Annotated in this window: 23 protein-coding genes; 10 read left to right on the forward strand and 13 right to left on the reverse strand. The window is 50.7% G+C overall.

The genetic code is table 11. The annotated features are described in order from the left end of the window. The first annotated feature begins 116 nt into the window (after window positions 1-116). On the forward strand, window positions 117-5,339 hold the full coding sequence (locus H6G21_RS00145; protein WP_190569277.1) for a translocation/assembly module TamB: 5,223 nt from the start codon (window positions 117-119) through the stop codon (window positions 5,337-5,339). 199 nt (window positions 5,340-5,538) lie between these two features. Here H6G21_RS00145 and H6G21_RS00150 read toward each other — a convergent pair whose 3' ends face one another. Next, on the reverse strand, window positions 5,539-6,381 hold the full coding sequence (locus tag H6G21_RS00150; RefSeq protein ID WP_190569279.1) for a universal stress protein: 843 nt from the start codon (window positions 6,379-6,381) through the stop codon (window positions 5,539-5,541). 759 nt (window positions 6,382-7,140) lie between these two features. Here H6G21_RS00150 and H6G21_RS00155 point away from each other — a divergent pair. Beyond that, window positions 7,141-7,620 carry a thioesterase family protein gene (locus H6G21_RS00155; protein WP_190569281.1) on the forward strand — a complete coding sequence of 160 codons (480 nt, stop codon included), beginning with the start codon at window positions 7,141-7,143 and terminating at the stop codon, window positions 7,618-7,620. Between the two features lie 71 nt (window positions 7,621-7,691). On the opposite strand, the gene H6G21_RS00160 is transcribed toward H6G21_RS00155, so the two are convergent. Both H6G21_RS00160 and H6G21_RS00165 read right to left on the reverse strand, forming a co-directional pair. Beyond that, window positions 7,692-7,907, reverse strand: coding sequence for a hypothetical protein (locus tag H6G21_RS00160; protein WP_190569283.1), 216 nt, complete (start codon window positions 7,905-7,907; stop codon window positions 7,692-7,694). Between the two features lie 36 nt (window positions 7,908-7,943). Then, entirely contained in the window at window positions 7,944-8,645 is a 702-nt protein-coding gene (locus H6G21_RS00165; protein WP_190569285.1) for a hypothetical protein, read from the reverse strand. An 82-nt stretch (window positions 8,646-8,727) separates the two neighbouring features. Here H6G21_RS00165 and H6G21_RS00170 point away from each other — a divergent pair, with 82 nt between their 5' ends. Further along, window positions 8,728-9,684: a phosphodiester glycosidase family protein gene (locus tag H6G21_RS00170; RefSeq protein ID WP_242041559.1), complete on the forward strand. Its 957-nt coding sequence runs from the start codon at window positions 8,728-8,730 to the stop codon at window positions 9,682-9,684. Between the two features lie 564 nt (window positions 9,685-10,248). Here H6G21_RS00170 and H6G21_RS00175 read toward each other — a convergent pair. From H6G21_RS00175 to H6G21_RS00185, 3 genes are all read right to left on the reverse strand, one after another. Beyond that, window positions 10,249-11,796: a SagB/ThcOx family dehydrogenase gene (locus H6G21_RS00175; RefSeq protein ID WP_190570400.1), complete on the reverse strand. Its 1,548-nt coding sequence runs from the start codon at window positions 11,794-11,796 to the stop codon at window positions 10,249-10,251. Between the two features lie 303 nt (window positions 11,797-12,099). Beyond that, the gene (locus H6G21_RS00180) at window positions 12,100-12,789 is read right to left on the reverse strand and encodes a hypothetical protein (RefSeq protein WP_190569287.1); all 690 of its coding nucleotides are present in this window, start codon (window positions 12,787-12,789) and stop codon (window positions 12,100-12,102) included. Window positions 12,790-12,939: 150 nt separating this feature from the next. Continuing rightward, the gene (locus tag H6G21_RS00185; protein WP_190569289.1) at window positions 12,940-13,509 is read right to left on the reverse strand and encodes a Uma2 family endonuclease; all 570 of its coding nucleotides are present in this window, start codon (window positions 13,507-13,509) and stop codon (window positions 12,940-12,942) included. 219 nt (window positions 13,510-13,728) lie between these two features. Between H6G21_RS00185 and H6G21_RS00190 the strand changes: the two genes are divergently transcribed. Next, window positions 13,729-14,763 carry a helix-turn-helix domain-containing protein gene (locus tag H6G21_RS00190; protein WP_190569291.1) on the forward strand — a complete coding sequence of 345 codons (1,035 nt, stop codon included), beginning with the start codon at window positions 13,729-13,731 and terminating at the stop codon, window positions 14,761-14,763. Here H6G21_RS00190 and H6G21_RS00195 read toward each other — a convergent pair. Beyond that, entirely contained in the window at window positions 14,730-14,909 is a 180-nt protein-coding gene (locus tag H6G21_RS00195) for a hypothetical protein (RefSeq protein ID WP_190569293.1), read from the reverse strand. The two genes, H6G21_RS00190 and H6G21_RS00195, sit on opposite strands and share 34 nt — an antisense overlap. Window positions 14,910-15,011: 102 nt before the next feature. Here H6G21_RS00195 and H6G21_RS00200 point away from each other — a divergent pair, with 102 nt between their 5' ends. Together H6G21_RS00200 and ahcY are read left to right on the forward strand one after the other, a co-directional pair. Beyond that, the gene (locus tag H6G21_RS00200; RefSeq protein ID WP_190569295.1) at window positions 15,012-16,319 is read left to right on the forward strand and encodes a hypothetical protein; all 1,308 of its coding nucleotides are present in this window, start codon (window positions 15,012-15,014) and stop codon (window positions 16,317-16,319) included. Between the two features lie 335 nt (window positions 16,320-16,654). Beyond that, window positions 16,655-17,932 carry an adenosylhomocysteinase gene (ahcY, locus tag H6G21_RS00205; protein WP_190569297.1) on the forward strand — a complete coding sequence of 426 codons (1,278 nt, stop codon included), beginning with the start codon at window positions 16,655-16,657 and terminating at the stop codon, window positions 17,930-17,932. Between the two features lie 287 nt (window positions 17,933-18,219). Here the strand turns inward: ahcY and H6G21_RS00210 are convergent, their stop codons facing one another. Then, window positions 18,220-18,561, reverse strand: a complete 342-nt coding sequence (locus H6G21_RS00210) for a thioredoxin family protein (RefSeq protein ID WP_190569299.1) — start codon at window positions 18,559-18,561, stop codon at window positions 18,220-18,222. Between the two features lie 349 nt (window positions 18,562-18,910). Between H6G21_RS00210 and H6G21_RS00215 the strand changes: the two genes are divergently transcribed. The 4 genes from H6G21_RS00215 (at window position 18,911) to H6G21_RS00230 (ending at window position 21,290) form a co-directional block, all read left to right on the forward strand. Further along, window positions 18,911-19,453 (forward strand): adenylate kinase, encoded by a 543-nt coding sequence (locus H6G21_RS00215; protein ID WP_190569301.1) that lies wholly within the window; start codon window positions 18,911-18,913, stop codon window positions 19,451-19,453. 410 nt (window positions 19,454-19,863) lie between these two features. Next, window positions 19,864-20,082, forward strand: a complete 219-nt coding sequence (locus H6G21_RS00220; protein ID WP_190569303.1) for a hypothetical protein — start codon at window positions 19,864-19,866, stop codon at window positions 20,080-20,082. A gap of 313 nt (window positions 20,083-20,395) precedes the next feature. Then, on the forward strand, window positions 20,396-20,983 hold the full coding sequence (locus tag H6G21_RS00225) for a type II toxin-antitoxin system antitoxin SocA domain-containing protein (protein WP_190569305.1): 588 nt from the start codon (window positions 20,396-20,398) through the stop codon (window positions 20,981-20,983). Continuing rightward, window positions 20,955-21,290, forward strand: coding sequence for a hypothetical protein (locus H6G21_RS00230; protein ID WP_190569307.1), 336 nt, complete (start codon window positions 20,955-20,957; stop codon window positions 21,288-21,290). The genes H6G21_RS00225 and H6G21_RS00230 overlap by 29 nt, the downstream gene beginning before the upstream one ends. Here H6G21_RS00230 and H6G21_RS00235 read toward each other — a convergent pair. The 5 genes from H6G21_RS00235 to H6G21_RS00250 are packed head-to-tail and all read right to left on the reverse strand — an operon-like array spanning window position 21,287 to window position 24,860. Then, entirely contained in the window at window positions 21,287-21,493 is a 207-nt protein-coding gene (locus H6G21_RS00235) for a hypothetical protein (protein ID WP_190569309.1), read from the reverse strand. The genes H6G21_RS00230 and H6G21_RS00235 overlap by 4 nt on opposite strands. Next, window positions 21,474-21,758: a type II toxin-antitoxin system VapC family toxin gene (locus tag H6G21_RS00240; RefSeq protein ID WP_242041560.1), complete on the reverse strand. Its 285-nt coding sequence runs from the start codon at window positions 21,756-21,758 to the stop codon at window positions 21,474-21,476. The genes H6G21_RS00235 and H6G21_RS00240 overlap by 20 nt, the downstream gene beginning before the upstream one ends. Continuing rightward, window positions 21,742-21,885, reverse strand: coding sequence for a hypothetical protein (locus H6G21_RS25535; protein WP_242041561.1), 144 nt, complete (start codon window positions 21,883-21,885; stop codon window positions 21,742-21,744). The genes H6G21_RS00240 and H6G21_RS25535 overlap by 17 nt, the downstream gene beginning before the upstream one ends. 5 nt (window positions 21,886-21,890) lie before the next feature. After that, window positions 21,891-22,109 (reverse strand): hypothetical protein, encoded by a 219-nt coding sequence (locus H6G21_RS00245; RefSeq protein ID WP_190569312.1) that lies wholly within the window; start codon window positions 22,107-22,109, stop codon window positions 21,891-21,893. A 27-nt stretch (window positions 22,110-22,136) separates the two neighbouring features. Further along, window positions 22,137-24,860: a DNA methyltransferase gene (locus H6G21_RS00250; protein ID WP_190569314.1), complete on the reverse strand. Its 2,724-nt coding sequence runs from the start codon at window positions 24,858-24,860 to the stop codon at window positions 22,137-22,139. Window positions 24,861-25,020 lie beyond the last annotated feature (160 nt).

Here is a 25,020-nt window from a genome sequence, read left to right on the forward strand (position 1 = left end):
AGTTCCCCAGGCGGACTTCCGGTCTTCTGCGAAACTCGTCCGGCGAAATGGCGTCAGGTATGTTAACTATATAAAGGCAACATAAAGCTTGCCGATAGACAGCCCCCACCGTTCCTATGACCCACGACGATCCAGGCCAGGACAACGCGCTCCAACCTCGACGCAGGCATTGGCGACGGTTTGTCGTTCCTATCAGTTTGGTGGCGATCGCGGGGGGAGGACTATGGGCCGTCGATCGCTTCATCAAGCAGGACTTAACGCCCCTCGTGCAACGGGAACTGAGCCGCCAACTCAAGCGCCCCATCCAGGTCGGTAAACTGGAGCGCTATTCCCTAGCCAGCTTACGCATTGGCCCCAGCGCCCTGCCAGCCACCGTCACCGATGCCGACAGCGCCACCGTTGAAGCGATCGAAGTGGGCTTTGACCTGTGGCAGACCCTCTGGACACGCAAGCTGAAGTTAAACCTGACCCTGGTCAACCCAACGGCTTTCCTGGATGAAACCAAACCCGGTATTTGGGTGGACACCCAGATCGAGGAATCCAAGGAAGAACCCCCCGTCAAGGTGGAACTGGCCAAAATTCAACTGCAAAATGCCCAAGTTGAACTCTCTCCTTCCCCTGAAAAAGGCAAAAAACGTCGATCGGTCTACCTCAACGATCTGAACGGCAAAGTTGAGATTTTTGACAATAACCGCCAATTTTCCTACGAAGTTGCTGGCGAATCCCGCAGTGAAGGTAAATTTCAGCTAGAGGGCCAATCCCGCAGCATCAAAGATGTCGGGGTAGAAACCAACCTAGAAGTCCAAGGCCAAAACTACCTGCTCAGCGAAGTCGATAACCTGATTCGCTTACCGATCGATCTGCCAGTGGGGCGCGGCGATGGTAATCTGCGCATTGAGTTACGACCGGGGAAAAAATTACCCAACTTGAACGGGACTGCCACCTTCAAAGACGTGACCTTGAAAGTCCCCGATCTGCCCTACCCCATCAGCAAAGCCACGGGTGAACTGCAACTGAAGGGCACAGAAATTAAAGTCGGTGCTACCAAAGCCCTATTCGGGGGCCAAATTCCCGTCACTGCAACAGGCACCTTGGATTTAGAAAAAGGCTTTAATCTCAACGCCAAGGTCGCCGCAGTCACGATTCCCACCTTCTTCAAAACCTTTGCCATTAAATTTCCCCTACCCGTCACCGGGGAAATGGCAGCGGACGTGAAATTAACCGGGCCGATCGAGGCTCCCATCCTGACGGGCACCACGCGCAATACTAAGCTGGTCGTGGCCGATCGGGTGCCGACGAAACAGGTGAAAGCTGACTTTCGTTTAGATGCTAAAACGGGACAACTTGCCCTCACGGATGTGTTGGCTGTTCCCCAAGCGGGCGGGCGGGTTACCGGCGGCGGCACGATCGATCTAAAAGCCCCCGGTCGGCTGAATCTCGCATTTCGCGCCGAGAACGTTCCCGGCGATCCAATCGGACGAATTTATAGCGGCGGTAGTGATCTACCGATTACGGTTAATAATGTCAACGCTAATGTTGCAGTCACTGGCCCATTAACCAATCCGTTAACTGTTGTGCAATGGTCCGCCCCCAATGCGACCTACGCAGCAAAAGGGGATGTGATTATTCAAGGGGCGATCACTCGATTACAAAATACGATCGCGCAAGTGGAAGGTGGGCTTGCCAAGATTGACGGCACGATCGCCAATGGTAAATTAGCACTCAATATCCTCACCGAAGAGATTGCCCTCAATCGCTTTTCACCGGATCTACGGGGGATTTTCAGCAGTCGCTTGCAACTGACGGGGGCATTGGCGAACCTGCGACCGGAAGCCCTGCGCCTCACGGGAGAAACCCGCTTTTCCGAAGGTATTTCAATCATTAAAAATCCCATTGTGGCGCAGATTGACTGGGATGGACAAAAGGTGAATGTTCGGGAAGCCACTGCACCGGATTTCCGGGCGACGGGGGCGGTCTTTGCCAATTTGAGCGGCAAACCAGAACTCACGGGCTTGGATCTGAACGTGCAGGCCCAGGGCGTGCAAATCGCCGATCTGCCCCTTGCCCTCCCGCCGATCGCGCAAATTACAGGATCCTCTAGTTTCAACGGTCGCCTTTCGGGGTCTCCCACGGCTCCCACCATCGCGGGCAACGTCGGCGTCAATGGTTTGGTCGTCAATGGGATTGCCTTTGCGCCAATGCAGGGGGGAATTAATCTACAAACAGGTCGGGGAATGCAACTGAACCTGGTGGGATCGGGCGATCGGGTGGCACTGTTGCTAGACGGTCAATTCCAACCGCTCACCGCTTCCGTTAAACGGGGGGACATGGAAATCGATGGACGTAAATCCGGTTCCCTGTTCCAAGTGGCCATGCGGCAAATTCCCCTCGCAGAATTGCAAAATCTGGGGTTGGAATCGGCCTTGGCTGCGCTCAAACCGCAGTTAGGTAATGTGCAATTGGGTGGGTTGCTGTCCGGCAATGTGGCGTTGAATTTGCAGCGGCAGACGTTGGAGGCAGGCACGATCGCGATCGCTCAGCCCCGCTTGGGTAACTTCCAAGGCCAACAGTTAACCGCGACCTTACAAGGGGTGGATTTGGCACGGCAAACGGTGGGCAGTGGTACGGTGGCGATCGCCCAGCCCAAGCTCGGTAGCCTGTTTGCAGCGGCGGATGTGCAAGCCAATTTTGGGGCGGTTAACTTGGCCCAAGGGCGGATTAACGGTGGGACGGTTCAAGCCACCCAATTGCAGGCCGGGACATTCCGGGCGGATCAATTCACGGCCAACCTGGGTGCGGGCGATCCTATCAATGGCCAACGGGGCGAAATTATTGCGATTAATCCCAAGGTTGGCGCATTGGTGGGTGACAAATTATCTGCACCCTTTTTCATTGCCAAGAACCGGCTAGTCCTAGAGAACAGTGTATTGTCATTATCAGCATTAGATGAAAAGAAACAACGGGTGACTAGTCAGTACGCAGTCAAGGGGACAGCGGATTGGCGATCGGATCCCAAATTTGAAGGCGAAATTGAAATTGCTGATGGACAGCTCCAAGATGTGCTGGGCACGGCACAAATCTTCCAACTGAGCGACTTAGGGCGAGGACTACAACCCCCCAACTACAGCAAAGCCACCGACCTAGAACTGACCTCCGTAGGCTTACCGGATGATTCTGTCAAAGACCAACTCAAGCGCTTTGCGGAAATTAATCAATGGCTGAAGCAACTGGGGATTGAACGGGAAAATTTGGTGCTGCCGGAGTTGGCGGATGTGCGGGGTTTATTTGGCGGCACGATCAAAGTGTCGGCTTCCCTCAAATCGGGCGTCAAAGCGGAGTTTGACCTGAAGGCCAAGAATGTAGAATGGCATCCCTATCCCACATACCTTGCCGTTAATCGTAAAGGACAATTGGAGACGATCGAAAATCGTAAGCTGGTGGCCGATGAGGTGATTCTGCAAGGAGAATTTGACAACGGCGTAATTGGGCTGCGACCCTTCCAAATTCGATCGGGCGACACACGTATTACCCTGTCTTCTGTGCAATTCGGGGGCGAAGAACAAACGGGTCAGTTGAGAATTGAAAATCTACCGGTTGAGGAGATCCAAAACTTTATTCCCACCCCCCTCACGATCGGGGGACAACCCTTAGGCATCCAGGGCAAATTAAATGCGGTGGTTTCGCTATCTGGAACCAAGGGCAATCCCAACTTAATTGGATCGCTCAATCTAGCTGAAGGCCAGTTGAATAATAATCCAATTCAAACTGCAAAAGGGAACTTCAGTTACATTGATGGTCGCCTTAACTTTAGCAATACCATTCTGACGAATTCAGACGAACCCCTTCTAATTTCCGGAAACGTTCCCATTCCATTAAATTTACCCTTTGCTCAGGTCATGCCTAGTTCTTCTGAGATTGATCTCAAAGTTCGGGTTAAAGATGATGGTTTAGCGTTGCTGAATCTATTGGGACAACCCGTCAGTTGGGCCGGGGGCAAAGGTCAGGTCAATCTCACGGTCAGCGGGACGCTGTTCCAACCCAAGGCCGTGGGCGAAATTGTTTTAAACGGAGCGAAGATCCAAGCCCAGGCTTTGCCTGAAGCCCTCACCGATGTCAACGGGCGCATTAAGTTTGACCTGGATCACATTGACGTAGAGGGTGTCACGGGTCAATTCAGCCGAGGCCAAGTGGTAGCGAAGGGGACATTGCCCATTTTCAACCCCCTGCCCGATCCGGATCTTAACCAAGAGGTTCATGCCACCAATGGCCAACCGCCCCTGACGATCGATCTCAATCGGATCGCCATTAGCCTGAAGGGACTGTACCAAGGGGGTGTCAATGGGCGCGTTGTCCTAGGGGGCAGTGCCCTTGCACCTAAGATTGGTGGGGAAATTCGGTTGGCCGATGGGCAAGTGTTGCTCTCGGATGAGGCCGTGGCTACAACGGGAACGGGGAATCCTACCGCCCAACCCCAGCAATCCTTTGAATTTAGTAATTTAAAACTTGCCCTGGGTAACAATATTCGGATTGTCAAAGCGCCGATTCTGAACTTTGTGGCGACGGGAAATTTATTGCTCAATGGGCCCTTAAGCGATCTGCAACCCGATGGGCGCATTGATTTGCAAGCGGGGCAAGTGAATTTATTTACCACGCAATTTGTCCTAGCTCGCGGCTATAAAAATCGCGCTGAATTTAGTCCAGATAAGGGGTTGGATCCGACTTTGGATGTGCGATTGATTGCCTCCGTCCCAGAAGTGACCCGCAACCGCATCCCCACCAATAACATCACCTCGGAAATTAATGATGCACCCACGATCGCGACCAACTTAGGTGGTTTGCAAACGATTCGCATTCAGGCCCGCGTACTGGGCCCCGCCAGCCAACTGTCGGACAACCTCCAGCTCACCAGTAGCCCCAGCCGCACCCCTACGGAAATTGTGGCGCTCCTTGGAGGTGGATTTATTAATACGCTAGGCCGGGGCGACAGTCCCCTGGGCATTGCCAACCTGGCGGGGTCGGCCCTGTTGACGAATATTCAGGGGGCGATCGGGAATGCCCTTGGTTTCAGTGAGTTTCGCCTCTTCCCGACTTTAGTGACCGGGGATGAGCGGCAAAAATCCACAACCCTGGGGCTAGCTGCCGAAGCCGGGATTGACCTGTTCCGAACTTCCGATGGCACGCCCGTTGTTTCCGCCTCTGTGTTACGCATTCTGACCTCCGGTAATCAACCGACGCAGTTTGGGTTGCGCTACCGCATTAACGAACAGTTGTTGTTACGCGGTTCAACGGACTTCGCGGGGGATAACCGTGCCGTTGTTGAGTTTGAAACGCGATTTTAATCCTCGCGCAACTGCGGAGCCGTTCTGACGATCTCGCGCCGATCGGGCCGTGATTGCGCCGCACCCCGAATCCATCCAACTCCCATCAAAAAAGGCAGAGAGAAGCGGATTCCGATCGCCGAAATCCTTCTATCTGCCTAAAAAAATTGAGGTTGAGAGGTTTACAAATTCAATCACCAGCCGTCAAGCGTGCACGGGGCTAGCCTGCGGTTCTCGCCATCAGCACAGGACAATTGGCATGAACCCGCACATAGTCTGACAGGGAGCTCCCCAACAGCCGATCGAGATCCGGTAGGCTCTTGGCGATCGACGGACGACGATCGGGGGAGCCCAACAACAGCAGATCCGCCCGCACATCCTCAGCAGTGCGGCAAATCGCTTGCCCCGCTGAACCCGTCGCCACCCAGCAACGGGTATCAATGTCATAGCGTTTGGCCTGCGCCAATGCCGCTGCCAAAATCGGATCCTTCTCCGCCGCTGCGCCACTTAAATCTTCCTTCGCATTGGCATCCGCATGCACCAAGTGCAGACGGCCACCGGGAATATCCCGCAACAGGAAGATCGCTAAATCCAAGCATTTTCTAGCGGTGTCCGATTTATCGACCGCCACCATAATCCGTTGGATCGGACGCACGTACAGGTCATCCCGCACCAACAGCATCGGACGGGGCGACAGTTGGAACACATATTGACTGACGGAGTTGCTGAGAATCGAGGTCAGCCGTTTCAACCCTCGGGATCCCATGATGATCAGATCGGTATTCACCTCTTCCGCAACCTGGCACACAACCCCCTTGGGATCTCCCGTGCGGAGCATTGTCGTTACCTTGGTGGGATCGAGTTTTAATCGTTCCACCACGTTGGCCATCAGCGCTTCGCCTTCCTGGCGCTTGGCTTCCATGGCCTCCGCCGATCGCTCCTGGGACACCACATGCAAAATCGTTACATTGGCCCGCTGCACCGATGGAATGGCCAGCAACGCTTTGAGCATTTCTTCGGAGTGACCAGTTCCCGAGTCCGCCAGTAAAATTCTTTCAATCATGGTTTTTATGACCTCACTGATACGCGCAATTAGTTCAGAACAGTTGTAAGAGAGTGGACTTTATTGCTAGCAACCCTGCTAACGCTTCAGTCTCTTGTGCTTTGGCCTTTGCGCTTTATCCGGTTGATGCTCTGTCGCCTGGGACGATAGCAGTTGGACGATCGCAAGTTGGACGATCGCGAGAGACGTGACGCTTGACTGGTTGCATCGATTGAGTTTGCATCTATTGAGTCCAAAGTATTTGCAATCAATCTCCCAGGAATTTTCCAGGCCATCAAATGTTAAATACAACGGAACCTCAATCCTGAACCACGCGACCCTCTTAATGCTTAGGATAGACCTGATATTTGGGAAATCGATCAGTCATCACAACGAATTGTAATGAATTCGGTGAGCGATCGAACTCCCAATAGCCCACAGTTTTTGAGTGTAACGTGCAACTTGACGCAAAGAATCTTGGCGCACATCAAGAACTATCAACTGTTAGGATAGATCTTGCAATAGGTCTTAACAATTCGCGGGATTTCCGATCGCAATTATGTGCAAATCTTAAGCAATTTCCCCGGCTATTCTCCATTCATCCCCTAGAATTCTCAGAATTTTCTCGGATTAGATGAGAAGGGAGCGATATAATTCTTGATGTTTAGCGTTCTATGATGTAACACTTTTTATAATCATATCCTGTAATAAAACTTTCTATAAAATAGTTTTTCATACCATACACGATCGTCCCTTCATCTGCTAGTTCAGCGATTTTCTATGCCTAACCCTCAACCGGCCTTACCCACCAGTAACTTAACCCAAGAGGCGCTCCATCTCTCTGTTAATGACTGGTTTGAGTATCCTGTCAAGGTGCATCCCCATCACACGGACTATGGTGGTGTTGTGTGGCATGGAACCTATTTGACTTGGATGGAAGAAGCACGGGTCGAAGCGTTGCGTTCTCTGGGAATTGAATATTCCGAGATCGTGAATATGGGCTGCGAACTGCTTGTGGTGGATCTGTCCATGCGCTACCACCGCGGCGTTCGCATGGGCGAGGAAATCTTGATTCGGACGCGCTTGGTGGATATGCAGGGGGTGAGAATTAATTGGGTCTATGAACTGAAGTCCCTCGATCGGGCCACCTTGTATGTCAAAGCCAATGTGACCCTTGTCGCCGTCGATCGGGAAAATGGCAAAATTATGCGACGCCTGCCCCCCGCTGTGAAATCCATTTTGACGAAACGACCGTCCTAGCCTATCGATAGCCGTGCTATCCAGTGACTGCCATGATGCCCAGTGACTGCCATGACACCGACAGGATTGGGTTATCGACCACTGGGATTTTGTTGGAAAACGTTTTGAATCGTCTGAAACGCCATTTGCAGGAAGCCATTGGGGCCAATCCCAAAAATAAACTGCACGGCTAGAACCACCAAGGCAATCAGAATGGCAGTTTTAATCGTCGTTTGCACGATCTTGACCAAGATGGTAAAGACCAAGAAAGAAATGGCAAGGACGGTGAGCAAAAGAATTAAATTCATACCAGGGCAGCTTGGGGAAATGAAAACGGCTTGCAGCTAGTCTAGCAAAGCGCGTTGCACCAGACGGAGGCAGGTTCGGATGGCCGCGATCGTGCTGAGGAAGTAGACCAACGCTAGGAGGGCCAAACTCCCACCGAGCCAACCTTGCTGGAGGCTTAAGCCATTGCTGGCTAAGGCACTGCACAGAAAAGCCGCTCCGTAGGTCATCACGCCCAGAATTACCTGTAATCTTAATTGACGCTCCCAAGATTGATGCTCCCAAGATTGACGCTTCCAGTACTGCTGGATCGCCATCCACCCGAAGCCCAGCGCTCCCAGACAGGCTCCCACGATCGCGACCTTGGCATCTTTTTCCCATTGGGTTGCCAGTTGCGGTTGGTTGAGGCTGGCATAGATCAACGCCAACCCGCGCCCTAAATTGGCAAAGCCAAACAAGGCACCCGCCGCTATGGCAGCGATCCCCTGACTTCCCCGTTGCCACCCCGATCGAGCCTTTTCATGGCCCAGGAAGGATGAACCGTGGGTTAGCCCCGCCGCTAAACTGCCCACGCCCAGCACGCCATACAGCACCTGCACATAGGCCCAAGCTGGATCCCCCACGGATTGGCCTAATGCTCCATAGATTAAGCGAAACAGTCCATCGCCAAACACCACTGCGATCGCACCTGTCAAAAGATGACTAAAAACGAGAGGCAACCGGCGGGAGTTGGCGGATTTGCGAGGCAATTCTGGGGACATTTCTCCTCTCAGCGATCGTAGAAACGCGATAAATTATCCATGGGTTCGATTCTCGAATGCGTACCGAAAAACTGAACCAGTTATGATTGTAGCGATTGCCAATGGCGTCATCATGCACAAGTCGTTTCCATTGCAAATTTTAGCCGATCGCCGTTATCAACCCTGGCTATGGCTTGTGTTGACTGTTTTGCTGCTGGTTCCGATCGGGATGCATAATCGGGGATATTTCCAACGCCCCGATCGTACAGCTATCACCCTAGAAATAGCTCCTGGAATCACCTACCAGCGGATATTTTTGAACACTTCCCAACCTGTTGTTTTTCACGTTGCTCGTATCGATTTGCAATCCGGAGCGATCGGGGTGTTGGTGACGCCGAGTCTACCGGGCACAGGCCGACAGAAAACCCAAGCCCGCACCACCTCAGACTTTTTGCAGGAATTTCGCTTGCAATTAGCCGTCAATGCAAGTTTTTTTTATCCCTTCCGGGAAGAAGCGCCCTGGGACTACTTTCCCAAGGCAGGCGATCGGGTCTTTGCTGCGGGACAAACCATTGCCCAGGGCCAGGAATACGCTCCACCCGTCCCAGATCATCCAGTCATTTGTTTCGATCGGCAACACCGAGGCCAAATTCTAGAGACCCACACCTGTCCAGCAGGGACCTGGAATGCGGTTGCCGGAAATTTTCTCCTCCTGAAATCCGGCAAAATTTTACCCATGGCCTTTCAGGATCAACGTCGCTATCCTCGACTCCTTGTTGCATTGGATCGATCGGGAGATACCCTCTGGCTGATTCTGTCCGACGGTAAGCAGCCCGGTTACAGTCGCGGTTCCACGCTCCAGGAATCGGCAGAACTGGCCCAACGGCTGGGAGCGGAGACTGCCCTCAATTTAGACGGTGGCGGATCAACCACGATGGTTGCGGCCATTTCCAACCAATCCAAGGTGCTGAATGCCCCAATTCACAATAAAATTCCCATGACTGAACGCCCCGTTGCTAACCACTTGGGATTTTATCTACGCGATCGCGATCGCAAGTGAATCCCAGAGAATTGCTTGAAAGTGCAGAAAAGCTTACAGGCCCAGCGAGGTAAAGCCCAGCGAGGTAAAGTCCAGCAAAGCAAAGCTTGAAAGCCCAGCAAAAGGCCCTGGCTCACTTAGCCAAGGCCAACAGAGGAGTTTTGCCAAAAATAATCCATCGTCGTTGATGCAATACAAATAACACCGACAACTAACCAGAAGTTATCAAGAATTCACTGACTAACGACTAGAACAAACCGATTAATAACACTGATGTAAACACTGTAAAGAGAATCAATGAAACAATTAAAAGATTACTAACGGTTTCATCATGATGGGCAGTTTGATTGGGATTTTGCATCGTTTATTCTCCCTGAAGTGATTCTTCCAAGATGTAGCGTTTTTGGATGTCCCTATTCTAAGAGAGTCTCATCGCTAAACCCAGAGATTGCAAAACAACGTAGCAATCCCAGAGAATCTGTAATTCCTCTACAAGAAAGTATGTATATTCCTGTAATTTTTCACAGTTTAATTTGCCTCAGCTTAATTTGCCTCAGTTTTTGGGTGACAGCTTTGGGACCACAGTTATTTCCGAGGGTTGTGCCAAGGTCGTCCCAGGGTCGTGATGTAGAGTACCGCTTCATCGGCAGGAATTCCCAAAACTTCATTCACCTGATCATCAAAAAAGCCACCAATGCCACTCACCCCCAAGCCTAGACGAATTGCTGCGAGGTTCAGCCGTTGCCCCAAATGTCCGGCATCTAAATGCAGGTAGCGGTAGGCCCGATCGCCATATTGTTCGATCGCCGCTGAAAGGTCAGCGGTATGAAACACCACTGCCGCCGCATCTCGACCCAAATTCTGCCCCAAACAGAGGTAATGGAGTTCCTGGCGGAAGTTTTTAAACCGAATTTGCCGCAATTCCTGCGCTTTGGGTGCGTAGTAATAACAGCCCTCCTCCAAACCCGTTACGCCGGAGACAGCAATAAAAGTTTCTACCAAATTGAGGTCAAAATAGTCCGGCGATCGATCTAAATGTTGCTCAATGTATTGCTGGGGCTGATAGGTAAAGCTGAGCATCGCTTGGAGTTCGGTCAGCGTAATGGGTTCGCCGTTATAGTCACGGGTCGATCGACGACTCAAAAGGGTATCTTCTAATCCCGTCAAATCCTGGCCCCAGAGAATCGGTTTAGTGGCCATGGGCACCTTGAGACAGAAGGGAAAGTTATATTTATCAACGCGATCGGTTTCGGCAACCGGAATCTTCCAATCCACTTTGGCATCGGAAACTGCAATTTCCGTCGCTTGGTGGAGGTAACTCAGCAAAGCGCCATTGGGCAGTTTGCGGGGATAGTCGGCTTGGGTCTGACTGGGCAGTGCGGTTTTACTCAGGGGGAGGTTTTGGTTCACCAAGCGTCGATCGGCCAAGGCCAAAACCGCCATCGTCCCTTCTTGCTCCGCATCGAGATACAGCAGCGAATTCATCGCCCGATCTGCAAAGCCACCAATTAGGTGAGGCCGAAAATCGCTAATGGAACCCGCTAATTCCAGGTTCCCCAGTAAATGCCCCGTATCCAGACAAATCCGACGGTAGGCCCGATCCTGGTAACGCCACGCCGATCGATAGAACACATCTGTAATCACTAAAGCCAGTTGCGTACCTTCCAAGGCGGGGTGCCAAAAGCAGGCGGATTGCAATGCTGTCCAGAGGTCGCTTTCCCAGAAATGGAGCAGACTATGGGTTTTGGCCTGGTAGTTGTACAACCCAGCGGGCAGTTCAGGAGTCCCCCGCGAAATCAAATACATTTCCGCTGGATAGAGCCCGCCCGCTGATGGGGCAGCCCGCAGGTAATAGGGCTCACCGTTCTGGGGAATCATCCCGGTTAAACCGTAGCTACAGACTAACAAGTGTGATAGTCGATACCAAAACAATTCACTGGGCGCATGGGCATAGGCCGCGATCGTCGATTCCTGGAGGTAGGGTTTGAGGTCAAAGGTGATGCCGATCGGATATTCCTTAAACGGCACAGGTTGCTTGTCCCAGTCGATCTCGCTCCCTTGTTTGAGGTTCTCTGGGCTGTACTTCGTGCGTTCGTGATAGTGCTGGGCAATGGAAATGGGCGAATCCGGCATGACCTTAGCGGGGGCGAACAAATCCTACATCTAGTGGGTCTTTAGATCTTGGCATGGTTTGTGAGATCCTGCTCACCCAGATTTGGGTAAGCGTTGGGTCGCGAAACCAAGGGGCCAATTCTGTTAAATTTGTTCCCTAATTTTGGCAGCCCTTTATCCACTTCTGTTACAGCGTTCTCTTTCTCTGCACTTGACCTATCCAGTCGGTGGACGATCGTAGGCTTAATTTTGGCTACGATCGCCGACTCATGTTAGATGCCATTGCTAGAAACGATTACTAGAAACGATTGTTAGAAACGATTGCTAGAAACCATTCGTCGGCTGAATGAATTGGGAATTGGCCCGGACAAAACAGTTATCTGTAGTTTTCAACCAAGGTGCCCCGTTGAGCATTGTGATTGCGAGGCCCGATCGATCGATGAGGGCTTGAATTCCTTGGTTCTTCTGATAAGTCAGTTTGATTGGCCCATTCGGACTCGTTCGACAATTTAAAGAACCATCGGCGGAAACAACTTGCCACCCTTTCCAAGTACTCGATTGGGTTCCGCCATTCCACTGGTTGACCCTCTCTGGCGTAAAATCTCCACGGGCATTGGGACGGGGCAATGCGTCTACCAATGATAAAGTTGTCGTTGCCCCGATCGCTGGACAAGCTTTGCCGCCTGTGACTTTCCAAGTGGCAGAAAATGACTGCCCAGGCAGGTCTTCAATAATATCAATCTCGCCTGTACAAGTTTGTTCTGCGCCCCGCCCTGTCCGAAAATCTCGAAAGGTTCCTTTCCATTGGGAGACGCCACTGAAGGGGACAGGCACGCCGGAGACTGTCGCATTACCCATCCAAATTCTGCCTTGGATGCGAGTTGTGTACTCGATGTAAGGAGGATTGAAAATAAAGCGAGTTTGTCCATTGGAGGTTGTGTAAACCGCAGCGGAAGCAGTCGCAGGCAAAGCCAGTAGGAGGGCACTTGTGGCTAAAAGAGACCGGACTAGCATTCTAAATCTCTCAATCTATATTTCACTGGAAAAACTACGCTAGTTAAGTTCAAGGCTACGGAAATCAAACCATAGATTCTACTCAATGTTATTGAATGTCAGTGCGATTTGATCTGGGGTCTCAATGAGAAATGGTTGAGCACGGCGTTTCTAAAACCGAGGCACCTCGAGGCTAAACCCTGGCAGCAGGTCTGCGCCAGATAGCTGGGTCGGTAGCGATCGCACTTCGACGGGTTGTCCTGGTTGGTAAATTTCTACCTGTTGGTTTTGGGGATCAAACAACCAGCCCAGCTGCACCCCATTGTCTAAATACTCCTGCATCTTGGCTTGGAGGGTGGCTAAATCGTCCGTGCGCGATCGTAGTTCAATGACAAAATCGGGGGCAAGGGGCGGAAATTTTTCCTGCTCGGCTTCTGAGAGTGCGGCCCAACGGTTCAGGGCAATCCAAGCGACATCGGGCGATCGCTTCGCCCCATTGGGCAATTGAAAGATAGTGGAAGAACTGAAAACTTTGCCTAACTGGGCTCCATCATTCCAGTTCCACACCTTGGCCCCCAGCCACATTTCTCGATCGCCGCTCACACCACCCACTGGGGACATCACAATCAAATTTCCCCGCGCCGTCATTTCAAAGCGCAACACTTCGTTTTGCCGACAGATGCTATAAAACTGATCATCCGTCAGGCCAGCAGCAGAAACATCGATCGTTAGCGTATCCATAGGGCTTGTCCAGGAGGTGTCCGCTTATCTTCCATTGTATCGATCGTCCAGAGCTGACAGACTGCCCTGACGCAACTCTTGGGATTCTTAATCAACTTCTCCGGAAATCTCTCCAAGTGATTGAAAGGCTAGGTATGTCCAAGGGGGACTGCCGCAGGAAAATTCACCCACAGCACCTGCCTGGGATGGATCAAGATTGATTTCATGAGGAATGTAGGGATGCTCGCACAGGATAGCGCTTTTCAAAGCTTACATAACACAACGCCCGGTGCTGAAGCGGCAGATCATTGCCGACAAATTATCGCCCAAGTTGAAACAGCCCTTTGCCGCAGCGATGTATATCGACAAGCGCTTGACCAACTCCAACAGTTAGCGGTGGAGAATGGCACTAGTACCCATTTCATGCTGAAGTCGGTGATTCGAGAAACGATTCGGCTGGCCGTGCGCTGTGTCACGCAGGCTGGAGATGCCACGATCGCCCCTCCGTCCCTAGAAACTTCCCCTCCCCTTCCCCCAGACACTGTTGATGCAGTGAACTCCGCTGAGTCTGTCCAACAGACACAGACCGATGCAGAAGACCAGGAAGACGCTGCTACTTTTAAGGCGATCGAGCAGGTGCTGCAAACCAAGCCCAATTCAGCCTTGGCCGTATTCCAGCCGAAGCCTCGGGAACGCAAACTGACCCCAGCGGAACAGGCCCAAAAAGCTGCCGATGAGCGGGCGGTGCGGCTGCGTCGTCTCTGTGCCCGCATTAAGTACGAGCGCCAGAGTCGGGGATTCTCGCTGGCGCAGATTCATGCCCGGACGTTCATTCCGCTCTATCATTTGCAAGCGATCGAGCAATGCAATATCGAGCATCTGCCGGAGGATATTTACCTACGTGGCTTTGTGCGGCGGCTAGAGCAAACCTTTGGGCTAGGTTTGGGGGCACTGACCGATGGATTTCCCGATCCGCAGCCAGCTCAAGCGGTGCCGACTTGGTACTACAACCAGACGGACGCGACCCCCAAGAAAGGTGGCGGTTTGAATGTGCATCCCTTGCATCTCTATCTGACCTATGGGGCCGTGATGGCGGGTGGGGTTTTCTGGCTCTCGCAACAAGCGGCTCCCAAGGCGAATGTCGCTCCCATTCAGATTGATGAATCCTTCCCGCAACAGTCCGCTGCGCCCATCCAATCGAAATCGGATGCCAAAACGGCCAAAACGAAAGCAGCCATCAGTCAGCAGGTCGCAGCCCCAGAAATTCTGCGGTAGCGGATCGCCGGACTGGTTGCAGGATTGAGGATGAAACAGGTTTCTCCGTTGGGCTGAGATACATTGGCTAAGCTTAATTGAGGGGTGAACGATCGTGCTTGTGATGGGTGGCGATCGTTGGCCCCTTTTGTTTTGACGAGCTTCACGAATCTTCAGATACTCAGAGGGATTTTTCGTTAGCGATCGGAGAGTCCTTGTCTAGAATCAAAGCAGGATAGCAGATTTGTTTCCCCTGCTGAGAGTTGCCCATGTTTGCTAGATTGAATCGCTGGTGGAGTCAGTTTTATCGCAATGCCCGCACGGTGAATAACGAACCCTTAAATAAGGTGAGTTTAATCGTGATTTTGGTTGTGGACTTATTCATCCTCACCAATGTGTTCATGGGCTTGAATGACATTAGCCAGTGGCATCTCAATCCGGCGGATGCCTACCCTTGCTATGGCGCTTGGGCCAACTATCGTGAAGTCAATTCCGACAAGCCTGCCGATCGTGATTTTGCCTTTATCCAGCGATCGATTGCGTCTGGAAACTTGTCCCAGGACTCAGTGCAGCAACGCTATCAACGACTGCAAGTTGATCATCTTGGTACGGTTTCTAAAACTTGCTTAAAATCAGCGGAGTATCAAGATCAAGCTAATACTGCGGAGAATCGTAAAACGCTACAAACGATCGACCAACGCCAAGCAAAAATTCGTTCCCTAGAACAGGCGAATACGAAGATTCGATCGCAGTACGATTCAACATTACTGGAAAAGCTGGCAGGCCAACCCAAGAATCAGTCCATCAATGAAGTCAGCGCTGAAAAAGCTAAGCAGGAACTGGATAAGAACAACCAAGCGATCGCGACCCTGAAGCAAGAAATTGCTGATCTCAAACAACAACTGTTAGCCAAGCCAGAAGTCGTCAACTTCTTAGGATTTTTGGGTGATGAAGGACAATTTAAGACCGTTGAACAAGGGTATGACCAAGCTGCTTTCTGGTATCCCAGCATTCAATTTCTCTTTCAAGCCTTATTTCTCATTCCACTGATTGGTCTTGCCCTCTGGGTGCATCGGTTGGCAAACCGTCGGGGCTATGGCTTGATTGCGCTGATTAGCTGGCATTTACTTGTTATTTTCTGCATTCCACTCCTGCTAAAACTCTTTGAATTTCTGCAAGTGGGGGTGGTGTTTGAATTTGTTTTTGATGTCATTTCTGCCTTATTCGGTGGGTTACTCTTCCTCGTTAGCTACGTCTACATCCTGCTGATTCCTTTACTAGGATTCGGCATTATCAAATTCTTCCAACGCTTTGTTTTCAACCAAAAATTACAAGCGGCCAATCGAGTCCAAAAATCCCGTTGCATTGGTTGCGGTCGCAAAATTCGGCATCAGGATAGCCACTGTCCCCATTGCGGGTTCTATCAATTCGTGGAGTGTCCCAACTGCCACCAGCCCACCTATCAATATTTGCCCTACTGCAAAGAATGTGGGCATCCCCAGGAGTTCGATCGCCTCTCCGAGGTTCCCCCTTCCAGTCCCGATCACTTACCTCCCCTGGATCACCTTCCAGATTGAAATATTATTTTTGATCAAAAATAAAAATTGGCTTGACCAACCCCCCCTAGAGGGGAGTATGGTGTATGGAGGTAGCCGCTCCCGCTGTTGGGACTGCGCGCCACTGAGTACACCCAGAGCTTTAATCTCTAGGCTGGTTTGCCTCACCCGCATCGACTTCTATCGACAAGAGCGGGGAAGTAGGTTGGTTCATGGGTTCGGCAGGTACGTGGCGCGGAGAAGGTTTATCCGCTACCCTGTTCAGGGGGCATTGTGTCGAGGGTTCTGCTTCAAGCTGTTTTGGAGCGCTGGAGTGCCCGGATGTCCCGCAGGAAGCAAACTCTAAGGATTGAAACATGATTGCAACCCCCGTACAACTGAAGTACGACATCAAGGATATTGGCTTGGCTCCGTCCGGAAAACAGCGCATTGAGTGGGCTGGCCGGGAAATGCCTGTGCTGAAGCAAATCCGCGATCGCTTTGCCCAAGAGAAGCCCTTTGCGGGCATCCGAATTTCCGCTTGCTGCCACGTCACCACGGAAACCGCTAACCTGGCGATCGCCCTGAAAGCAGGTGGTGCCGATGCGATTCTGATCGCGTCCAACCCTCTGTCCACCCAGGATGATGTGGCGGCTAGCTTGGTGGCTGACTACGGCATTCCGGTGTACGCCATTAAGGGCGAAGACAACGCCACCTACCACAAGCACGTGCAAATCGCGCTGGATCACCGTCCCCAACTGATCATCGATGATGGTTGCGATGTGGTGGCGACGCTGGTGCAAGAGCGTCCTGAGCAGGTGAAAGAGCTGATCGGCAGCACCGAAGAAACCACCACTGGGGTTGTGCGTCTGAACGCAATGTTCAAAGATGGCGTGTTGACCTTCCCCGCGATTAACGTCAACGACGCAGAAACCAAGCACTTCTTTGATAACCGCTACGGTACGGGCCAATCCACCCTGGACGGCATCATCCGCGCGACCAACATCCTACTGGCAGGCAAAACCATCGTCGTAGCAGGCTACGGCTGGTGCGGTAAGGGTACAGCAATGCGGGCTCGTGGCTTGGGTGCCAATGTGATCGTGACGGAAATCAACCCCGTCTGTGCGATCGAAGCGGTGATGGATGGCTTCCGTGTCATGCCCATGGCTGAAGCGGCTCAGTACGGCGACATCTTCATTACCGTCACGGGTAACAAGCATGTGATTCGCGGTGAGCACTTCGATGCTATGAAAGATGGCGCGATCGTTTGCAACTCCGGTCACTTCGATATCGAAATCGACTTGGAAGCGCTGAAGGATCGTTCCACCGAAGTCAAGACCGTGCGCAACTTCACCGAAGAGTACCAACTGAAGAGTGGTAAGTCTGTCGTGGTCATCGGCGAGGGTCGTCTGGTCAACTTGGCCGCTGCGGAAGGTCACCCCAGTGCGGTGATGGATATGAGCTTTGCCAACCAAGCGTTGGGTGCAGAGTATCTGGTGAAAAACCAAGGTCAACTGACTCCGGGTGTGTATCCTGTGCCGACGGATTTGGATCAGGAAATTGCTCGGTTGAAGCTGCAAGCGATGGGCTTCTCGATCGATGCCTTGACCGCCGATCAACTGGCTTATATCAACTCTTGGACTTCTGGAACCTAAGCTGTTGGGTTCCTAACGCTTGTAATTAAGCGGACAGAAATGCAGTCGAAGCTCAGGGCTGACTGAGGCTGACTTCAGTTTCAAACTAAGTTTTAAACTCATTTACGTTTTAAACTCATTTCAGTTTCAGGCTGACTTCAGTTTCGGCTCACTATTTTCCTGGTTATCGATTAGTTCAGTCAAAGAGAAAGGTGAGAAGTTAAATCCCTCTCACCTTTTTTTGTTGAAGTTTTTGTTGAAGTTTTTTGTTGAAGTTTTGCCTGAGTTCTATGGGGCTACTGCGAGAGCTAGCCTGCCACCAGCGACATTCTTAATAACTGGTCGATCGTTTGGCTGAGTTGCTCGTAGGGGGTGATGCCGACAAATTCGGCGACCATTTGCCCCGCTTGGAAGACCAGGATGGTTGGTACGCTTTTCAAGCCCAATCGCTGCACTGTCAGCAAGTTTGACCCCGTGTCGAGTTTGACGATCTTGACTTGTTGGCTGTATTGGGTGGCGAGTTGCCCCACGATCGTGCCCATGACTCGGCAAGGGCCACTCCAATCTGCCAGACAACTCAGAATGACAAACTTTTCTTTGGCTAACAGGGTGTCTAAGTCTTCACCCTGAATAGATTTGACGAGGTTCATTATGATAGTTCCTTAAATTCGCACGATCGAGGGTATATTTACTTTTCTTCAGGCAATTCTGACTTAAATTTCCTGACTGAATCTGACTCCAGTTTTATCACTAGAGTCTTCTGACAAAGTTTAATGTTGACATTGAACGCTGACGTTTAACGTTGACAAACAAAAAACTATTGATTTGCTTAAGATTGATTTAAGATTGATTGACTTAAGGGGGGATTGGATCCTATTTGACTTGCAGCGGGTCTCCCAACGTAGACCACGAATGAACCTATTGATTCTAAATATAAAGCTAAATATGATTTTGCCTAGATAAACTGTTACATTTCTCATTAGTTTTGGGGGGTGGGAAATGCAGCGGATTGCGATCGTGGGGACGACGGGTGCTGGGAAAACGACGCTGGCGAGACGAGTGGCCGAGTTGCTGGATCTGGTGCATGTGGAGTTGGATGGGTTGCAATGGGAACCCGATTGGACTCCGGCGGAAGATGGAATTTTTAGCGATCGCATTACCCACGCGCTTAGGGGCAATCGCTGGGTGGTGGATGGCAATTACAGCCGTGTGCGGGATTTAATTTGGCAACAGGCAGATACGATCGTGTTTTTGGATTATTCGTTTTGGGTGGTGTTTGGACGATTGTTGGGTCGGACTTGGCGACGATCGTTTTACCGAGAGGAACTGTGGAATGGGAATCGGGAAAATTTTCGCTTGTCTTTTTTCAGTACTGATTCTGTGCTGTGGTGGATGGTGAAAACCTACCGGAAAAGACGCCGCGAATATCCTTTGCTATTTCAGCGATCGGACTATGCCCATTTGTCTGTGGTTCATCTGACTTCGCCGGAACAGACGGAGCAGTGGTGTGCTCAGTTGGCTCAGGGGCCGATCGCTAATTAAGAACGTTCTACATCACCGAAAACTACAAATTAAGCAGTTTTGTAAATCGGGATTGACAGGCGGCGGCTTTATCCGTAGGCTAGTTTTTCATAGCGATTGCCATGGACATCCTTCTTTCAACGGGTCGGCATGAAGCATGGGGTCGCTGGGTTCCCAACAATTTAGAGCACTACCCTTTGTTGTACCACCAACTCCGGGTAGCTATTCCCCCTCGCTGAGCGAGCAGCAAGGAGGCTTGATGAGGATTTTAACATCTGACCGAGCCACTCTTGTTTGTGATGTCAAACGGGGTGGCTCTAAATTTTGGGGCTTCTTAAGACCCTCATCCCCAGCCCTTCTCCCACACGCGGGCGAAGGGAGCAAGATTGCAGCAGGGATGGGATGCACTACACCAAGGAGAAGCTCACAATATGGCGAAAGGTTCTAGCGATCGGAGCGATCGTGAAGTTCAACATGAGAAACAACGCTTACAGATCCACTTAATCGGTCACAAGGAGTTTGTGCAGGATACGATTAATCAATTCCACGCGCATCGGATCGCCGATCGAATTCATTGGAGTCAACCGATGAAGATTGTCCATTCCGACGGACAATACATCAGCATCTTGAGTCGTGAACGGTTGCGTTAACCCTTAGCGCTAACAGTTGCAGTTTGGGGATCCCGCAGGTTGTATGGGTGGTTTTGCAGTCTGCGGGTACCTCGATCTACTTCTGCCACGATCGGTGCTACCGTTGCTGAATCTCAGTTTGAACACAAGAATATCTAATCCTGTCAAAATGTCACCGGATGTTTTTCTGCTTCAGCACTTTGCTACCTGAGTCACTAAATGAGAGATTCACGGCAAGTAGTACACTTGAATGTTTGAATAAATTTGAGTAAAATGTGAGAAATGGGTTCTAAATGTAAGACGATACAAAAAAAATAATTTTACGGAGCAGATTATGCTCGATTGTCTTGATGCTGCTCGCTACTTTATTATCAAAGCCTATGATGCAGGTATTGGAGCTCAGATGACCAATATGAAGGTGCAGAAGCTGCTTTACTATGCTCAAAGTGTTCATTTGGCGTTGTATGGAGAGTCGCTTTTTAGCAATGAGATCCAGGCTTGGCGGTATGGCCCAGTTTGTCCTCCAGCCTATCAGTTCTATCGGGAATTTGAGGATAAACAGTTACCGCCCCCAAATTTAGCTTCGATAGCAAAAATCGATCCAGCGGCTCGTCAAGTTTTGGATGAAGTCTGGGACTATTTTGGTGGGTATCACGCATATCGTTTGAGTGACATGAGTCACTTGGAATTTCCGTGGAAAAAGGCAAGACAGGGTTTGTCAGCAGAATCAGCTTCCAATAATCCGATTGCTTTAGAAGATTTGCGGGCATTGGGGGAACAAAAGCTAGACATTATTGAACGTGAGCATCCGGCGTATCCTTGGGTGATGCAGGATGTGGTGACAGCGGCGTTGGCAACTAGACCGACGGTTCGGGTGGAAAAGGGAGGCGTGCGTGACTGGCTCGAGTCCATTCTCGATTGAACCTTCGGAGAATTTCCAGCGATCGTTCAAGAAATTAGCGAAGAGTTTTCGGGGTGATTTTGTTGAGCAAATTGGTGGGATTTTGGAAAATTTGATTGATGATCCCTATCCGCGTAATGCCCGTCAAGAGCCGCTGCCTGGTAATTTGCGGTTACCGGATGATTGGACGTTTCAAAAGCTGGAATTTAAGTTCGGTAAGGGTGCTTCTGGGCAAGTGCGTTTAATGTATTTGGTGAGTGAATCAACGCTGACAATTCGATCTGCTCTGGTATGCTGCCATAGCTTAGGTGGATTATCGGGTGCCTAAGGGCCAATGACGGGTTCTCCGCCTTTTTCTTTTTCTGCCAGTTCTGGGTTGAGTGCTAGGAGCTTTTCTAGGAGGTCGTCGGTGGGTTTGAAGCCGTAGGCTTTGGGGGTGTGGTCGTCGATCGCTTTGTGGGGTTTGGCGAGTTGGCTGGTGGGTTCGTGGAAGTATTTGTTGTTGTCACGTTCAAGCCAGCCAATCTTCACTTTGCAGTGTTGTAATTTGCCCAAAATCACGACTATTGCGTGTCAGTAGCGTTGCTTGTTGGCTGATGGCGATCGCGGCAATTTTGAGATCCATTTTGCCCAGTCGAGGATAGGTTTTGCGAAGTTCTTGGTAGGTTGCGATCGCAGGAAAGTTAAAGGGCGCAATGATGAGATAGTTCAAGGCGTGCTGATGTAAAAGTTGATAGCCTCGCACTTGGGCATCGAATTTTGTGGCACGGGCAATTAGGTCAAGCCAACCGCGCATTTGTTCTTCGTAGGATGACGGTAGTGGCGAGGGGGCTATTGGTTGTGATGAGTCGTTGGACAATCGTTTTTCCATCGGCGTTACCCCGTTGAATGAGGCTCATGTAGTCGGTGTCGAGCAAGTACATGATCTTTATTCAAGTTCCGGGGCTTGATTTTGAGCGGCGCGCCAAGTTTGACCCAATGCTTCCATTTCATCGAATTCGGGACAGTCAGCAAATGAGCCAAATACACTAGCCCAAGCGGGTTGTAGCGGTTGGATGAGTTGTTTGATTTGGATGAGTTCGGCTTCCAGGGTGGCGATCCGATTTTCTAGTGGGCGGGTGATTTCTTCGATTTGCTGAGTGGTCATGGGTGTCACTTTGGCGGATTGTTGACATTATAGCTTTGGCGGATTGTCGGGTGCCCAGGGGCCGATGACTGATTGGCCTTGTTTCTCCTTCTCTGCGAGTTCTAGGTTGAGTGCTAGGAGCTTTTCTAGGAGGTCGTCGGTGGGTTTGAAGCCGTAGGCTTTGAGGGTGTGGTCGTCTAGGGTTTTGTGGAGTTTGGCGAGTTGGGAGGCGGGTTCGTGGAAGTATTCGTTGTAGAGTTTGGTGATGCCCCAGCCTTTTTTCTCCATTTGTTGGCTGCGGTATTCGTGGAGTTCGAGGGCGGTTGTGCGGATTGCGTCGATTTGTTTTTGGGTGGGGGTTTGGGGGAAGGGGAAGGTTTCAAAGCAGGTGTTGTGGGTGTAGCGGGTATCGCCTTTTAGGGTTGAGCTTTGGGCTTTGACCCAGGTGCGGTGGACGTTTGAGGTGAGGATTCCGAGGATGTAGAAATCTTCTGAGGCTACAACTTTGGTTGAGTCGCTTGGCAACCAATCTGATGATGCTGGAAGGAACATAAACCATTTTGAATGTCGTGGAACAATCAAATATATATTAATTTTTGACAATGCCTGTCTCATTTCTGGTCGTGGCCGTGGTGAGAGCCACCAAAATTCTCTCGTTTTTTGATCTCTATTTTTTTCGCGTTCTGGTTTTACTAGAGTTTTTACACGTTCAAAAGGTATCCGGTAATTACTGGCATCTTCTAGAGTTAGCCCATAAAAATCAATGATCCAACGATCAGGACTGCCAGAGGGTTTATCGGTCAGACTAGTTGCATCTGAAAAAGGCTTCATTACATCTGCATTACTTGCATCAGATTGAATCCAAGTTTGAGCTTCTTTATGATTAAGCAAAAATCCTTTTCCTGTTGGCTTAACACCTTCAAAACAAATTCCCAAATTAGCTGTTAGCCGTTCCGCAACTGAGACATCAACTGAATTAGTCAATGATGAATTAATTTGAGATACTTCATTGTTATTAAGGTAATATTTGTGCGGCTTGATTTTTGTCCAGTTAACAAGACTCACATGAACTTTAGCATCTCCCGACCAAGGTTGAGAGGAAATTGCATCATGTATATAACCTTGATTTTGAACAATATACTCAAGCGAAGCAGTTCTGCTAGTGCCTTGACTAACAGTGTTAGTTCCTACTAAACCTGCTCTTCCATGGTTGCTAAGGTGTTGATGAGCTAGCCGAAACCAATAAATACAAAAATCAACTTTGTCTCTAACGTCGAAAAAATTGCTAGCAACTTTTTCAGTATAAGCATCTCCTAATTCTTGACGCATCCGATACCCACCCAAAAACGGGGGATTCCCAATAATTGCATCCGCCTTCGGCCATTCCGTAAACAACGCATCTGCACACACAATATTGTCATCCAACGAATCCAACGGCAACGCAGGCTGATCGACAATCCCAAAATTATCAATCGCAATCTTCCGCGCAATCATCAGCGTCACCCGCGCCAACTCCACCGCAAACGGATTCAAATCAATCCCAAAAAACTGCAACGGCGTCACAAACCCCATCGCCATCTGCTCACTACTGCCCCGCCGCCGCTCCGCAATCCGATCCAACAACAACCGCTCAATCCGCTTCAACTCCAGATACGCCAAATACAAAAAATTCCCACTCCCACAAGCCGGATCAAGCACCCGATAATTCTGCAACTCCAACTGCAACGCATTCAACTCCCCGATCGTCCCCGCCGCCGCAATCCGCTCCTCCCAATATCGGCTAATCGTCGGACGCACAATTTTCATAATGTCCACCTCCGACGTGTAATGCATCCCGTGCTTATGCCGCTCTACTGCATTCGCCGTCCCTTCAAAAATATTGCCAAAAATCGCCGGACGCACCCGACTCCAATCCTCCCGCGCCGCCACATCCAAAATCCTGAGTTCATTCTCCGTTAGCTCGATCGGATGCACCCGCTCAAACAACCCGCCATTAAAATACTCCACATCCTTGTAGCGCCCCGCAGGCGTCCTCCCCGGCGTATTCATCGCCAAAAACAATCCCCCCAACACATCATAGGAACTCGTCCCCGCCAAACACTCCTGCACACAGGACACAAACAAATCCCTCGGCAACAGCCCCCGATCCTCCGCAAACATCGCCAACACACACTGCAACACAAACCGCTGTGCCGCCAAATCATCAAACCCATCCCGCGCACCCCGTGCCTTCAACATCTGGCACAGTTCCCCCATCCGCTTCCCCGCCTTCTCCGTAATCTCCTGCTGATTATTCTGAAAAACCGGCTTCCGAACACTCGACTCCATAAACGCAAACGCGCTCGGGGCCCGATCGACAAACTGCGCCAAACTCACCCGATCGACCGGCGTATCCACCTGAATATTGAAGTCATAAATCCAAAACTCATCAAAATTGCACAGCACTACATACTTCGGCTTCGGCACCTGAAACGTCCAATACTGCAACGCCTGTGCATAATGCTTGCTGAGATCTTCCCCCTTCTTCTTCATCTCAATCAGCACACCCGGCAAATTCTGCGGTGTCCACACCAAATCCGCAAACCCCGTCTTCCCGGTCTTGCTCCCCTTCTTAATCCGCTTCTCCATCACCGCCCCCGCAGCGGCAGCATCCCCATAGCCAAACGCCTGAAAGAAACGATTCAAAAACGTTTGGGCATCACTCTTCTCGTCCTTCAAACCAGCACAGGACGACACAAACTTTTGCAGACTTTCCGGGGTAGAAGATGGCATAGCAAAAAACAGAATCGACACAGGTATCGTTCTCTGTTATACCGCCAAAATTTATCGATCGCCGGATAACCTATGGCCCTGCCAACACCCCATTAGGCATCTCCAGCTACCAACACCACGGTAATTGCTCCCAGATTCCACCCAAAGGGCAATCATAATC

This window comes from Alkalinema sp. FACHB-956, assembly GCF_014697025.1.
Lineage (GTDB): Bacteria > Cyanobacteriota > Cyanobacteriia > Leptolyngbyales > Leptolyngbyaceae > Alkalinema.